At 55.0% G+C, this 14,547-nt stretch carries 15 protein-coding genes; 8 read left to right on the top strand and 7 right to left on the bottom strand.

Features of this window, described 5'->3' with window-relative positions; translation table 11 throughout:
• Positions 1-352: 352 nt before the first annotated feature.
• Positions 353-916: a ribosome-associated translation inhibitor RaiA gene (gene raiA / locus Q0C28_RS06820; RefSeq protein ID WP_293574075.1), complete on the top strand. Its 564-nt coding sequence runs from the start codon at positions 353-355 to the stop codon at positions 914-916.
• A gap of 47 nt (positions 917-963) precedes the next feature.
• A complete protein-coding gene (locus Q0C28_RS06815; protein WP_293574073.1) occupies positions 964-1,428 on the top strand; it encodes a PTS sugar transporter subunit IIA in 465 nt (154 codons plus the stop codon).
• Positions 1,429-1,460: 32 nt separating this feature from the next.
• Here Q0C28_RS06815 and Q0C28_RS06810 read toward each other — a convergent pair whose 3' ends face one another.
• The 6 genes from Q0C28_RS06810 to Q0C28_RS06785 form a co-directional block, all read right to left on the bottom strand.
• Positions 1,461-2,909 carry a sulfotransferase family 2 domain-containing protein gene (locus Q0C28_RS06810; protein ID WP_293574071.1) on the bottom strand — a complete coding sequence of 483 codons (1,449 nt, stop codon included), beginning with the start codon at positions 2,907-2,909 and terminating at the stop codon, positions 1,461-1,463.
• Positions 2,910-2,912: 3 nt separating this feature from the next.
• On the bottom strand, positions 2,913-4,613 hold the full coding sequence (locus Q0C28_RS06805; protein ID WP_293574069.1) for a beta-1,6-N-acetylglucosaminyltransferase: 1,701 nt from the start codon (positions 4,611-4,613) through the stop codon (positions 2,913-2,915).
• A complete protein-coding gene (locus tag Q0C28_RS06800; RefSeq protein ID WP_293574081.1) occupies positions 4,610-5,596 on the bottom strand; it encodes a glycosyltransferase family 2 protein in 987 nt (328 codons plus the stop codon). Before Q0C28_RS06800 ends, Q0C28_RS06805 begins: the two co-directional genes overlap by 4 nt.
• Before the next feature lie 173 nt (positions 5,597-5,769).
• Positions 5,770-6,639 carry an aminoglycoside phosphotransferase family protein gene (locus tag Q0C28_RS06795; protein ID WP_293574068.1) on the bottom strand — a complete coding sequence of 290 codons (870 nt, stop codon included), beginning with the start codon at positions 6,637-6,639 and terminating at the stop codon, positions 5,770-5,772.
• Between the two features lie 63 nt (positions 6,640-6,702).
• A complete protein-coding gene (locus Q0C28_RS06790) occupies positions 6,703-7,416 on the bottom strand; it encodes a flagellar hook capping FlgD N-terminal domain-containing protein (RefSeq protein ID WP_293574066.1) in 714 nt (237 codons plus the stop codon).
• A 4-nt stretch (positions 7,417-7,420) separates the two neighbouring features.
• Positions 7,421-9,154 (bottom strand): flagellar hook-length control protein FliK, encoded by a 1,734-nt coding sequence (locus Q0C28_RS06785; protein WP_293574064.1) that lies wholly within the window; start codon positions 9,152-9,154, stop codon positions 7,421-7,423.
• A gap of 135 nt (positions 9,155-9,289) precedes the next feature.
• On the opposite strand from Q0C28_RS06785, the gene Q0C28_RS06780 reads away from it, so the two are divergent.
• The 5 genes from Q0C28_RS06780 to flbT all read left to right on the top strand — a co-directional run bounded on the left by Q0C28_RS06780 (position 9,290) and on the right by flbT (position 11,814).
• Complete coding sequence (locus tag Q0C28_RS06780; protein WP_293574062.1) at positions 9,290-9,580, top strand: rod-binding protein; 291 nt, start codon at positions 9,290-9,292, stop codon at positions 9,578-9,580.
• The gene (locus Q0C28_RS06775; RefSeq protein WP_293574060.1) at positions 9,573-9,932 is read left to right on the top strand and encodes a flagellar biosynthesis protein FlgN; all 360 of its coding nucleotides are present in this window, start codon (positions 9,573-9,575) and stop codon (positions 9,930-9,932) included. The genes Q0C28_RS06780 and Q0C28_RS06775 overlap by 8 nt, the downstream gene beginning before the upstream one ends.
• A 208-nt stretch (positions 9,933-10,140) precedes the next feature.
• The gene (locus tag Q0C28_RS06770; protein WP_293574079.1) at positions 10,141-10,953 is read left to right on the top strand and encodes a flagellin; all 813 of its coding nucleotides are present in this window, start codon (positions 10,141-10,143) and stop codon (positions 10,951-10,953) included.
• Between the two features lie 81 nt (positions 10,954-11,034).
• Entirely contained in the window at positions 11,035-11,406 is a 372-nt protein-coding gene (gene flaF, locus Q0C28_RS06765; RefSeq protein ID WP_293574058.1) for a flagellar biosynthesis regulator FlaF, read from the top strand.
• Between the two features lie 3 nt (positions 11,407-11,409).
• Complete coding sequence (flbT, locus tag Q0C28_RS06760; RefSeq protein ID WP_293574056.1) at positions 11,410-11,814, top strand: flagellar biosynthesis repressor FlbT; 405 nt, start codon at positions 11,410-11,412, stop codon at positions 11,812-11,814.
• Positions 11,815-12,731: 917 nt separating this feature from the next.
• Here flbT and Q0C28_RS06755 read toward each other — a convergent pair.
• On the bottom strand, positions 12,732-14,060 hold the full coding sequence (locus Q0C28_RS06755) for a FliI/YscN family ATPase (RefSeq protein WP_293574054.1): 1,329 nt from the start codon (positions 14,058-14,060) through the stop codon (positions 12,732-12,734).
• An 88-nt stretch (positions 14,061-14,148) separates the two neighbouring features.
• On the opposite strand from Q0C28_RS06755, the gene Q0C28_RS06750 reads away from it, so the two are divergent.
• Complete coding sequence (locus Q0C28_RS06750; RefSeq protein WP_293574052.1) at positions 14,149-14,538, top strand: FlgB family protein; 390 nt, start codon at positions 14,149-14,151, stop codon at positions 14,536-14,538.
• Positions 14,539-14,547: the final 9 nt, after the last annotated feature.

Below are 14,547 nucleotides of genomic sequence, written 5' to 3'. Positions count from 1 at the left end.
GCGAATACACGTCTTCGAACTTCATAAGTCGAACTTCCTGTAACACTTCTGTCCGCTTCATAACGCCTCCTTTCGGAGACATGATAAAACCGGACAGATCGCATGTTACCTACACCGGACATATCGCTTGTTAGCGACACCCACAGTGATTTGCATTGACTCTTTGTGCTGCATGTCATGGAATTGACATATGGCAAATTTGCAGTCCGTCGCTGTTCTCGCTCCAGCCTTGGTTTCAAGGCCCGAACGAATGCGATCGACTGTTTTGCCTAAATCCCGCTTTTAAAACCATTTTTTCGGAGTTGGCTTGGCCTCTTCCCGGTTTTGAAAGTCATTTTGTGAAGGAGATCACATGCGTTACCAAATCAGCGGAAAACAAATCGATATTGGTGAAGCCCTGCAAACTCACGTGCAGGCGGAGCTGGGAGCAGCTGTTGAAAAATATGCAGAACGCCCAACCGATGCCAACGTCGTCTTTTCGCGATCTGCGCATGAATATGTTTGTGAAACGACTGTTCATTTGTCCACCGGCCTGACCGCACAAGCAAAAGCGCATGCCACTGAAATTTATGCGGCTTTCGAAGCCTGCAACGAGAAGATGGAAAAACAGCTGCGCCGGTATAAGCGTCGCTTGAAGGATCATCACCGCGATCGGAGCGAGCCGGTTGAACTCTCGGAGGCAAGCTCTTATATCCTCGCCTCGGACGCAGCCGGAGCTGAGTCGGAGCCTGAGTCGCTGCAGCCGATCATTATCGCTGAGATGGAGACTAAAATTCCATCGCTTTCGGTTGGCGAAGCGGTCATGCAAATGGAATTGGCAGGCGCACCGGTTTTGGTGTTTCACAACGAAGGTAAGGATGGGCTAAACGTTGTTTACCGTCGTGAAGACGGCAACATCGGGTGGATTGATCCATAAACCCAGAAAACGATAAACGCAGTGCAAGCTGAGCGGAGCAGTAAAGAATGCAGATTTCTGACATCCTGAAGCCAGAGGCCGTACGTGTCTTTGGCGCCGCCTCTAGTAAGAAGCGTCTCTTTCAGGAGATTGCTGATGTCGCTCAACAAAGCTATGGGCTGGATGCTCAGTCCACGGTTGAGGCTCTTCTGGATCGGGAGAGCCTTGGTCCCACAGGTGTGGGCCATGGCGTTGCTTTGCCGCATGCGCGTCTCGATGGGCTAGAGCAAGTTGTTGGCGTGTTTCTGGTGCTGGATACGCCGCTGGAATTCGGGGCGGTGGACCGGCAGCCGATCGATCTGACCTTTGCTCTTTTTGCGCCAGAGGATGCGGGTGTAGAGCATCTGAAGGCGTTGGCTTTGGTGTCTCGCACTCTGCGTGATCAGAATTTCTGCACCAAATTGCGTGCCAACCCCGATCCCGCAACGCTGCACACGATCCTCACGGAAAGCCAATCGGTGCAGGCTGCCTAACGCGGGACCTGGCACCGGATCCAACACTGGGCCTAGCTGCCAGTGACCGGGGTTACTGACCAGGGACCAAACCCAAACAACAGGTAATCGCGGCTGTAAACGGTCGCGATTTTTTGTTCCAAAGCGTCGTCATAGATGTCTGACAGGGCAAATGGTGCTGGATCCGGTGTTGCGCCCATGAAAGCTGCATCTTCTTTGCCAAGCCATCGGGCAATATCGGGCAGCACCCTGGGCAGTTCTTCCTCTCTTAGAACAAAATCAGGGGACTGCACATCGGCAAACCCTGCAAGGATCTGTGCCTGACTGGCCCATGCAGGGTCGGTGCGAAACGCTGTCTGGCCGGACAGGTTGGCTCCGATGATATCGACGAACTTGCCAAACGCCTGTTTGTGACAGTCCAGATCGTAGTCTGGATCCGCCGTCGTCTGGGGTAGGCCCAGGTCAAATTGCTTGCGCAGCAGGTTCCGGATCTGGCGCATCGGGCCCGGATCTGGCGAGAGAATTTTGCGACAGAACACGTGGTGCAGACGGGCGAGGGGATGGCGCAATACGGTGAGGCTGCGAAAACCCGGATGAGCTCGTTTCCACTGTCGCAGTTGTTTTTGGGTCATGTTTTCGCATAGCTCGCCTGCGCCTTCCGCGTCCTGCGCCGCCATCCAAGCTTTGATCGCATCGGTTGGCCCGCCGGCAATTGGCAAGAACAGGAGCGGCAGGTGTTGCCCAGCGATGTAGCTCGGCACAGCAGGTCCGCGTCGCGGTTCAAAATTTGGCGTACGGTTGAGATTGAACGGATCAATCATTGCCGCCGCTTGATCCAGTGCCTCTGGGTTTTCCACTTTGCTGGTAATCGCGCCGGGGTTTTGTGGCTTTAGGCTGCGATCCAGTTGATCCAACCTGGACGCCAACCCCAACCATTGGGCAAGCCCGTTGAGGATATCGACATCCTGCAAATCCTCATAAGCGATGTAAAACGCGGTTTGACCTGTTTTCTGCAGACTGTTGAGGATCTGAATTTGAAACCTCTGCTGCGCGGCAACATGTGTGACAAACTCGCTGGCCGACACCTGGGCAAGACCTTCTTTGCGACGTTTCACGTGTGTCAGTTTCCACTGCCCCGTCAGACGCGCGATCTTATGGGAGACATAGCTGTCCACCGGGTTACGGGTCAGCACGATCTTGGCACAGCGCTTGTCTGACAAAATCTGGTCAAGCACCCGTGGATCGTGGTCATGAAAATACCGAAACCCGGCCATCCCGGATGGGTGATCGCGAAAACGGTGCAAAAACCCTTCCGGGTCCCTGTCGCGATCAGCCTGGGACCAGCCCAGCGTTTCGGTGCGGTTGGGATAGCTGATGAAATGCGGATTGAAGGCTTCGCCATGACACACAACGCCAGCCAGCGCGTTCAAATTGCTTTCCAGAAAATTTGAACCGGTTCGCATATCTGCAAGAACCACAAAATAGTCAAAGGCTTGCGTCATGGTCTATCGCACCAAATAGGGTTTGCGAGGCTGATTTGGCAGGTTGAATGGCCCCTGTTCTGCGGGGAAATCCCCCATCAAATAGGGATGCATACCCTGGTTTTTGAGATTTTGCAGAAATTGTCCGAATCCGGCCAGATCAACCATCTTGGGTGCGGTATTCAGGTGGCGCTGCGCATGGGCGCCGAATTCATCCAGGATGGTTTGGATGGGCTCCATCGGGGCTTCGACAAACTCTGCCATGGTCCAAATCCTCACCCGCGCTTTGACAAATCGGGAGCGCAGAACCTCAATATGCTTTGCTTCAATCTGTTGTAGCCGCGCGGCCTCTTTCCGAAGGTCAGCAAAATTTTTGTTCGATTTGAACAGGGAGACGGCCCAAGCGCCCGAAATGACCGACACTTGTGCGTTTGGATCGCGGGCGACCAGCCAGTTGATCGATTGATTGTCCTGTGGGCCGAATTGGAAACACTGCCGTTCACCCCGGGTGTTCCAGATCAGATTTGTCAAAAACGCCTTCGAATTGTAGTCCCGCAACCGTGTACTGTCACTCAGCGCGCCGTTGAGAAGCGGTTTGCGGCCAGCAAATTCAACCCGATCTGGGGCGAACAAATGACCGTGCACCTTGGCCCCGGTGACATGCGACAACCAATCCTCGAAATCTTCAAACAGTTCGGTAAAGCCTTGGAAAACCGAGTAGGGATTGCATGTAACGCCGTTTTCAGAGCCTTTGTCCGGCAAACGGCTCTGCATATAAAGCCCTGGCCTGCCTCTGGTCCGTCGTTCCACCGCTTTGGCAAAAATGCGGTCAATCTTTCCGGGGTTGGGTTCCGTCCCTTTCATCGCATTGGCGCTGTCGCCCAGAAATGTTGCATAGAGCCGGTTTGCATGTGGCCAGATTTTGCGCGCCGCAAAGCAATCAGAACGACGCAAAAGCTGCAGGTGATCGTCGTAGAAGTTATGTGGCTTACCCTGGAAATCAAACTTCGACAGCGTCAAAGACCGGCTTTCGATCTTGCTGGAATAGAGCCGTGCCAAGGTCTGATAGTAGCTTTCGTCCGGGATCCAGACATGACGAAAATAGCGATCGTGGCGTGGCCTGTCGGGATCGTCCAAGATGGCCGACAACGTGCGACGCGTGAGACACCACCACTGGCTGCCCATATGGGGGACAAGCCCGCTTGGGATGCGCCGTCGCATTCCAATACGCCTTTGTAGAGCCACATATCGATCAAACAGAAACCGCTGGCGTTTCCACGAAAAAGGAAACCGCAGAGTAAAACGTTCCACGTCCAGCCCGCCGACGATCCAGGGTACATCCGCGGTTGTCGCGCTCTCGATGAAATCTGTGCGCGGACGTGCAGCCAGATAGTCGATAAGTTCAGACACAGGGCGCAGCGGCAGGCAGGCGCCAGAGGCCAGATAGACGTGCCGTACATCTGGAAACCGCGCGAGCATCAATTCGGACGCAGATTGTGACGCCGCGACGATGCCCCAGGTGCCCCACTCACACCGATGGCGGCGCGAAAACAGGACAAGCGGTTCATCTGCAAAAGCTGCTTTGAACGCGGTGAACACCGGTTTGGACACGTTTGTGTCCACGTGAATGACCACCGGGCACCCTGCTGCAATCCAATGGCGCGCCACTTGTTCGGCCCTGTTCAGAGCGGTGTGAACCAGCATGACGATGCCAACTGTGCTCATGCCCAGTTGCCTTTCGACATCAGACCCAGGATCTCCAACTGGCGCCAATTGATGTATTTTTCGCTCCAGCTGCACCATAGATCGAGCGGCTGTGCCCCGGATTTTGCATAGGCTCGATATTCAGCAGACTGGGCGTAATGCTGTTTGCGTTGCAGCTCTTCTTCGGCTTTTTCCGTAAAGGTATGGAGAAACTTGGTGTGCAAAAGCACGCCGCTGGCTTTTTCGCCGCCATTGGTTTCATAAACCTGGTTCAAGCCTCTGGGTAAAAGTGCATGGGTTGAACTGACAAAACTGTAGCGGCGATCCCATTTCACCAAAGGGATCTTGTTGAGCGCTGGGGCCTTTTGCGGTTGGTTGGCAAAAAATGTCCGCGCGCGCGGTCCCCCTTGGATCCACAGATTGCCGTAGACCGGATTGCGTTTGATGGAATAGTTGCCACTGTCAAACCAATGCGCGATTTCAAGGGGATCCTGACCAGCCTGATAGGGAACAGCGTTGACGGGTCCCTTTGGGTAAACGTCCAGAAGCATCGCAGAAAAACTGCGGATCCCGGATCCGTCCAGCCAATCCGTCAGGGCCCGCAGTGGTCGACTGTCACAAAACGGGTAAACGAACAGCTCGTCCGGATCGACCACCAGCACCCAATGCCCGTGCGCATAGCGTCGCTTCAGATGGTTCATCCAGTCGATGCCGAAGCTGGCCCGGCGATAGCTGGATAGGGTGTGCCAGATCGAGACATCTGCCATGCCGCGCAGATAGTCCACCGTGCCATCGACAGACCCGTTGTCAACAAACAGGAAGTGGTTCACGCCAAGCGCGCGATAGTAGTCCAGAAAGTAGGGCAGCCTGATCTGCTCATTTCGCATGGTTGCGACCAGCAGGATATCCGATGGGCTGATGCTGTGTGTGTTGTCTTGAACAGCCGTCAGTTCACGGGATTTCCGCATCCCTCGCAAGATCCGCCGCTTGCGCCGCAGGCGCATCCGATAAGACTCCCAAAGGCTCACGACAGGTTCCATGCAAGGTTTCAGGGCGGGCTTACCCCTCTGTCAGGGAACGCACTGCGCCCATGAGGAAGGGACTTTCAGTATGCCATTGAACTTATGTGGAAACAATGAATTTGCAATTGATCTCTTTGTTGCGATTTGAGGGAGAATTAGCCGCGGTTGCAGTGCTCTAACGCCATCAACTCGGCATCGAGCGCTGCGGCATTCTCCTGCCGGTCATGGGATGACCGCCACAGGCAATAGGCTGCCATGCGCCAATGATACCAGGGTTTCAGCTGCCGATATCTCGATACAACCGTCTGGTCGGAATAGCTGGCCAGAAATTCAGCCTCTTCCGCGTTGGTCAGCGGTTCTCCGCGATAAATCAGTTGCATGGCGGGCGACAAAAAGACAGCGAGATCTTCGGCAGCATCGCCCAGTTGCGGACATTGCCAGTCAATTAGGGTCAGCGCGCCGCCGTGTGAGACAATGTTGCCTGGAACCGGATCACCATGGATGAGGGTAAGGTGGGCGCTGGGCGCGACGTGACCTTTCGGGCGCAAAGCAGCGATATGTTGTGGCGCCGGACATTGTGCAAGGATCGCCTTTGTCTGCTGGACCAACGCATCAGACCCATTTGCACCAAGAGGGAGGTCAGGTTTGGCGGGGTGTCGATGCAATCGATCCAGAAGGCATGCAACATCACAGACGCCATCTGTCCAGGTTTGGCCGGGCCGATGAGTGTAGGCCAACCAATGCCGGCTCTCGAACTCACCATGGTTTTGCAGTTGTGGCACCATGCCAGAACTGCGGAGTGCAGTCAGAACTGTGCGTTCGCGGTCTGGATCGTTGGCAAACAGGGGGTTTTCCAACCCGTTTGCATACAGCTTTACCACCACTGGACCGACCTGCCAGACACGGTTGGAGCGGCCGCCAATCAGTGGTTTGGCAACCGCGCGGCCGATGACGCCACAATTGGCAAGATGTGCCAGAAATCGCTCTTCTGCAGCTGTGCGGTCGTGTTGCAGCGTTCTCTCCATTCAGACAAGCAAGACCCCATGTGGGATCTGCTGCTGTCGCTGCCTAGCACATACTGGGGGGTGTTAGGAAACCGGGTCACCGGCAGGCTGCGGTGCAGAAACGACCGGTTCACGCAGAGCTGTGACGCTAGAGGCTGGAATGGCAACACCGCTTTGCAGAATCAGGGCTACCTGATTGTCGAGCATCTGGGTTTCGGTCACGCGGCTATAGGTTTCTGCGGTTTCGGACAGCACAACCTCTCCATTCTTGGAGCTTTCCAGAGTGAAGCTGTAAACGCCAGCCGGGAGTGGCGCACCATCGTCGCCGATGCCATCCCATTCATAAGGCTCTGCAGATACCGGCAGAACAACGCGTTGAACCTCTGTTCCGTTTTCATTCTTCACAACCAGATTGACGGTATCTGCAACCTTGGCCGGATTCGGTGACACAGTGATCGAATTTGATCCGTCAAAATAGGATGGTGCAGCGGTTCGGGTTTCCATACCAACCCAGCCAGACATTGCTGCCATGTTCGACAAACCCAACTGGGTTTGCATGGCCGCAAGCAGATCATTTCCCTGAACCTGTTGTTCGACCATCGAAAACTGCGCCAGCTGGGCAGAGTATTCCGTCGAATCAATTGGTTCCAACGGATCCTGATACCGCGCTTGTGCGGTCAGCATTTTCAGGAATGTCTCGAAATCAGAGGTGATTCCGGAGGTATTCCGATCTGATGCGCTGGCTGGTGCAGGCGCGGCTTTTTGTTGCGGCGTTGTGGTGCCTGTTACGGTTGTCATGTGATTAAAGCCTCATGTCCAAACCGGTCTCGCCGGTGTTGAGTGTTGGTGTGAGTGCCGCTGTTTCGGCATCGATGTCATCGCTTGCGGCCAGGTCGCCGCCGCGGCCCTGTCCAGTGCCAGCTGATGCGGAGCCATCACCGGCATCCCCGCCAGAAGTTTCTCCGCCAGAGAATTCAAAGGAGATGTCTTCGAACCCCATTCGCCGGAATTCATCAGCCAATTCGCTGATATGGCGGCGCATCAGATCACCTGTTTCCGGGCGTTCAGTCTGGATCATCACGCTGACGCCTGTTTCAGTGACAGACACGCGCATATTCACGTGGCCCAGCTCTTTTGGATTGAGCGCGACATCAACATTGCGATCGCCTTTGGCGACCAGAGCCTCTGCCATTTGATTCGCAATCAATCGTGGCGTTTCGGGACGATGGACGGTGCCTGGGCTCAGCGTTGCTTCGGTCAGCAGTTGCGACAGGCCTGGCATTTCGGCGCCCAATGCGCTGCCTCCCGATAGAACCGCGTTGTGTTCTGTCGCTGTGATCGCGTCGACTTGCAATGTGGACAGGGTGGGATTCGCCGCGCTCAGCGTGCCAGCACCCAGCCCGAACTGTGCGATTGAATACGCGCTCTGCGGCACTGCAGAGGGTGTTTGCAGCGCCGTGACCTGATTCGTGGTTGCTGTGCTCTGCTCTGCTGCGATCTGTCGGCTTTCCGCACGTTCCTTTGCCTGAACGGATGGTTCCTGCGCAGCAACTGCTTGTGCTTGCGCCAGATTCGCTTGCGATTGGGCCACGGTGGTTTGTGGAGCGGTCATCGTCGCGTTTGTTTGTGCGGCTGTCGAAGCCAGGGTCTGGCTCTGTTGTTGGTCCGCACGGGCTGACGTCTGCTCCGCATTTAACGGCAGGCTGGACTTAGCCGTGGTGTCTTGTACTCCAGAGGCCACCACTGTGTTACGTCCAGCAGATGTATCGGACTGGCCGATTGGCGCTGAAACGCCCACAGCAGATGCTGCGGTCGATTTCGCTCCATCAGGCAGTGCAGCTTCCGAGGGCTTACCACGGGTGCCGCGATCCGTTTCTACAACTTGGCCCGGCAATTTGTCGGTGGACTGCGTCGCGGTTGGCTCAGTGCCAGTTTGGGGCTGTTGTGTCGGCTTTGTACTGGCATCCACTGTTGCTGTTGTCGGCGTGTCAGACTTCACCTGAAGACTTTCAGCCAATTTGGGTTCTGGCCCAACGGTCTTCTCAGAAGTCGTTTGAGGATGTACGCGTGTATCGTCGGCTCTTTGTTCTGAACCCAACACACCGTTTCTTACCGCAGCATTGACCAGCTCACCCTCGTCTGAGGACAGCGATTCGGCTTTCGGATCTGCAGGGGAGACTGTCGGGTCAACATCCTCGTCTACGGCAAATTCAACTGCGTCGCCATCAGTCTGAGCAACCAGTTTTGCCGGTGCTTCAGCATCCTTGCTCTGAAGCGCGTGTGGGCTGTTATCGCTCTGCTCTTGATCGGTATTCTCAGGGGTGGAGTTCTCGATCTTTTCAGATTTTTCATCAATATTTTCAGAGGTTTCTGAGGAGTCCTGCCCTGCATCAACCGGTGATTTTGACTTCGGCTCAGCCGTCTCTTCCATCACCGCATCAAAGCTCTTGCCAGTGCGTGTTTTGGTCGCTTCGCCTTGTTGGATCTTCTCAGATCCCTGCGCGCCACCAGAGAGGGGGCCGGTAAGTGCGTTCATAAACATTAGGCTTCCAGACATTCTATCTCGGTGTCTGGCACCTTAGCGTAAACCGGTTACGGCAATTTTAACCGATATCGCCCCATAGTCTGGAAAATCCCCGCGATTTGGATGTCTCAAGAAATGAGGTGACGAATGGATCAGATTGCCCCGATTACGGCTTCACAACGTACAGGTGTTGTGAAGTCGCCGCCACAGGACCCGTTGCGCGCAGCCGCGCAAGAGCTTGAGGCGACCTTTCTAACCGAAATGTTGAAATCAGCCGGTCTTGGCGAAACTCGCGAATCCATGGGAGGGGGCGCTGGCGAAGACCAGTTTTCCTCCTTCCTTGTGCGTGCCCAGGCCGAACAGATCACCAAAGCAGGCGGCATCGGTTTGGCCGAGTCGCTTTATCATGCGTTGAAGAAGGCACAGACAAATGACTGAACAGACCCCACAGGAAATGATCGAGACTCTGGATGAAATTCTGGACGCGGAGCGCACGGCACTGATTGGTGGCGATTTGCATGAACTGGAACCGTTACTCGCAAAAAAAGAGAAGATCATCGATGCCTTAAATATGGTCGGCGATCTGGAGCGTGAGAGCTTGCAGAAGGTTCAGACCAAAGTGTCTCGCAATCAAGAGCTCCTGGACAGCGCTATGGAAGGTATCCGCGCCGTCGCATCGCGAATGGCCGAACTGCGCCGCATTCGCCGTGGTTTGGATGTTTATGATCAGGCTGGCCGCAAAACCCGCTACGCAACCCGCGGGGCGGCCACACTAGAGAAGCGCGCATAAGCGGAAAAATTAGGGAAAATTCTAGCAATGGAATTCGCGGCATTAGCAATCCTTTAGCACATAATGGGCCAATGTCGCTTTGCACCTTCAAGAGAGGGTGGCGCGGATGCCAGACGGCGGAACGCATGGTCAGAAAGACGTCAGAGAGCGCCCTTCGGGGCAGGAAAAAACAGGGGCTAAAGTGCCCCGAATCAAAGGATTACATGCTATGTCCAGCATTCTGACTAACAACGGCGCAATGGTTGCTCTGCAGACACTGAAGTCTGTCAACATGGACCTGAACGATACCCAGAGCCAGATCTCTACTGGTAAGCGCATCGGCTCCGCCAAGGACAACGCTGCTGTTTGGGCGATTTCGAAAGAAATGGACTCCGACATCGCGAGCTACGAATCTGTTCAAGAATCCCTGGGCGTGGGTGAATCCACCGTCGCAGTTGCACTGTCCGGTGCAGAGCAGATCGTGGAAACACTGACAGAGATGCGTCAGCTGGCGATTTCTGCGAACTCGGAAAACGTGGACCACGGCAAGATTCAGAACAGCATCGCCAAGAAAGCGGCGCAGATCGAATCCATCATCGACTCTGCTGAATTCAATGGCGCAAACCTTCTGGACGCTGCGACCACACCTCAGCTGACCGTTCTTGGCGGTCTGGATCCGGCGGCGGATACAATCACCGTGACCTCGATCGACTCTGCTACGAATCTCAGCACCGGCGGTATCACCGCGATCACCGATGTTGGGACGGCTTCTACAGCCCTGACTGAGATCGAAACCATGCTGGGCAATGCGATCGACGCCGCCGCTCAGCTGGGTGCGGATTCTAACCGTCTGGGCGATCAGAGCCAGTTTGTATCCAAGCTGAACGATTCCCTTAAAATGGGTGTCAGCACCATGACCGACACCAACATGGAAGAATCGTCCGCTCGACTGAAAGCCCTGCAGACCCAGCAGCAGCTGGCAGTGCAGTCTCTGTCGATCGCGAACCAGGCGCCACAGACCCTGATGTCGCTGTTCCGATAAGAACGGCTTGATCTGGGGCGCGGCTCTGCGCCCCAGATCGCATATCGCAGAGAATCTGTAGATTAAATGTTAGGATAACACGTGAATGCCCTTCTGAAGGCGAAGAGCGCCTATTCGGCGGCAAAGGCCCCGACCCGCACAGCCAAAAACCTTGAATACGAAGTGATTGCTCGTATCACACGCCGCATGGTTGCTGCCGCGCAAAAAGGCAAACCAGGTTTTGGTGAATTGGCGGAAGCCCTGAAAGACAATCGCAAACTGTGGTCTATTTTCGCAGTTGAAGTTTCAAGTCCGAATAATCCGCTCCCCGAAGAGCTTAAGGCTCAGTTGCTGTCTCTTGGGACATTTACAAATCAACACACCAGCAAAGTTCTGGCTCGTAAGGGCGACGTACGGCTGCTGGTTGAAATCAACACGGCCATCATGCGTGGCCTTCGTAGCGGAGCATCCTGAAGTATGAGCGGATTGGTTCTGAAATTGGCCCCCAAAGAGCGGGTCTTGGTCAACGGCGCAGTGATCGAAAACGGTGATCGTCGCAGTCGTCTGTCCATTGTTACACCGGATGCAAACATCCTGCGCCTGCGCGATGCCATCCATCCTGAAGAGGCTAACACGCCTGTGCGTCGCGTGTGTTACGCAGCGCAGCTTATCCTGTCTGGTGACGTTGACGGCGAAGAAGACAGGCTACAGATGCTGCGCCGCATCGAAGAGCTGAGCCAGGTTTTCACGGACCCCGACAGCCGTGCATCCCTCGCGGAGGCGACAGATGCCGTTCTGTCGAACAATCACTATCGGTGTTTGAAAGCGCTCCGTACTTTGTTGCCACGCGAAGACCGGCTCATGGCGGTCCGCCCGTCTTGATAAAGCGACCTTAAGTGCCCCCGGTCAGGTGCAAACCGGCACCTGATGATTGAACAAAAAACACGGCAAACGGATCATACCAGCCCATCTCGCGGATTTTCTGATGTGTTTTGTATCAGAAGAAATAGCGAATAGTACTGACTATGATCTGTTGCCCGGTGTTCCGGACCACATAAGCCTGCGCTTCCTGAATATAATACTTGCGCCGGGCTTTGATGATGTCTCGACCTTTAGAACACATTTTTTCTTGGCTTCCCGACCTCACAAGACGATTGAGCGGTGAGGGTGCTGGGTCCGAAAGACGCCAGCTTGGTCGACCCACCAGATGCTATTTTAATTTGATGGCTGGAGCTTCTTAAATTTTAGCTGTCCGAAAAAGAGATCAAGTCTCTTGCAGGTGTGCAGCACGCTATTTCTATCAGGTAGTCCGGCAATAATCGAAACCATTCGATCATGTTGATTGGCAGCTCGGCAGCCATAACTGACTTCCAACCGATCGCTGCATTTGGGTGGAGCATTGCCAAAACTATAAGCTCAATCACTTCGTCGGTTTTCCCAATCGCGGTGCGGTAGAATTGAAGTTCTACATATAGATCTGGCAGGGATCCGATCTTTCAATACAGTTTAGCTTTGTCCGAGACCGACCAGAACGCCAGGTCGGGTGCAAGTGATTGATCGAACCACGAGGTGTGTCTGGCACAATCATAGATCTCGCTCCGCGTGAAGAGCGGCCAACCAGTAGCCTATCGCAGATCGTTTAGCTTGCAGGCGCTAGCGCCGCGCTGGTGACCGCTCGGGTCGCAATTTTGATTCAGCACTAAATCGATTGGTATGTCATGCACGCACTTCATTTCGTGCATGGTGTTTCTGATGACCTTTGGGCCGTCATTTACTAGCTTGCCGACCTCCATTGAGGCCTATCGCAAGGCGCCTGCCCGCCGCACCATCAGCATCAGCCGATTGAAACTGCTCTTGATCCCATCTGGATCAGATTTGCCGAAGAAACTGTCCAGTTCCGGCCAGAGCTTGACGGCCTGATCTAGAGTGATGTCATTACCTTCGGAATAGAGCCCGGCACGGATCATCACCTCGGATTGCTCATACGCACCCAGATATTTGCGGATATCCAAAATGGCTGCGTTTTCTTCGTCGGTTGCCGCTGCTGGCAGGCTTCGCGACACGGAGCGAGAGACATCCACCGCGGGGAATCTGCCGCGTTCTGCGATCTCGCGGCTTAAAACGATATGCCCGTCAAGAACGCCGCGCAGAATATCAGCGATAGGCTCGTCCATGTCGGATCCCGCAACCAGAACGCTGAAGACGGCGGTGATGTTGCCCTGACCTTCTGATCCTGGTCCGGCCCGTTCACACAGGCCAGTGATGAGCGGCGTAACAGACGGTGGGTAGCCGCGCAGGGCCGGTGCCTCGCCCGAGGCAACAGCAATTTCACGGTGCGCTTCTGCAAATCGCGTCACAGAGTCCGCCAGGAACAGAACATTCTTGCCTTGGTCACGGAAATGTTCTGCCACAGCCATCGCCGACCAGGCGCAGCGGCGCCGGACCAGTGCCGATTGATCAGAGGTCGCGGCAACAACAATAGCGCGCTGCATGCCATCCGGGCCCAAGACGTCGTTGACGAAGTGATTGACCTCTCGTCCGCGCTCGCCGATCAGCGCCATGACGACAACATCGGCTTCCATATTTTGCGCCAAAGTGGCCAGAAGTGTCGATTTACCAACACCAGAACCTGCAAAAAGACCAACGCGCTGGCCCTGAACAATCGGGAGAATCGTGTTGAACACGGCGAGCCCGGTGGCGAGTCGCTCGCCCATCGGACGTCGATCCGCAGCTTTTGGCGGTGCGGCCATCAGATCACGCGCGCTTTCACCGCGCATCATTGGACGTCCGTCAAGCGGCGCACCAAAGGGATCAATGACGCGGCCGATCCAATTGTCCGCGGGCGCAAATTCTGGCGTTGGATGCAGCAAGACAGCGTCACCAACGGCAACACGGTCTGGTGCGGTGTCTGGCAACATACTGACATCACTACCAGAAATCCGCATGACCTCGCCTTCTAGGGAATCACTCCCCTGACGGCGCAAGATCAGCCGATCACCAATCCTGGCCTGACCATCCAGGCCGGATACGGTGATTGCACCACCTGAAATCTCGGTCACACGCCCCATGGTGGATGACAGTTTTTTATTGGCCAAATCCTGGGTCAACGCATTGATGGCTGAGATCATGTTCTCGGGTCTCCGACTGTTCCTGAAAACAATTTCTAAAGGAATCGGGGTTAAGCCTTGATTGAAATTGATCGAGGGAGAAGCCCCGATGTTCAAAGAACTGAACGTCTTTAAAATTGCCTATTCAATGGCAACCCATGCCGGGAAACGGCAGGCATTGGTGGCTCAGAACATCGCCAATGCGGATACGCCTGGCTACAACGCCAAGGACATCAAGCCCTTTAAAGAAGTCTATGCGCAACGCGGGCACTCTGGCGACATGGTTGCCAGCCGGTCCAACCACCTGAATGGCGCTGGTGGCACGCATATGAATTGGGCTGTGAGCGAGACCCGCGGTGGCGGGGACCCCAATGAAAACACTGTCTCGATCGAATCCGAAGTCTTGAAAGGCGTCGAGGTGAAGCGACAGCACGACCGTGCTCTGGCGATCTACAAATCGTCGATGAAGGTCCTGCGCGCCAGCCTTGGCAAGAATTGAGGAGAATAG

The organism is Phaeobacter sp., assembly GCF_022825805.1.
Taxonomy (GTDB): Bacteria; Pseudomonadota; Alphaproteobacteria; order Rhodobacterales; family Rhodobacteraceae; genus Phaeobacter.
This window is presented reverse-complemented; position numbering and strand designations above follow the sequence as displayed.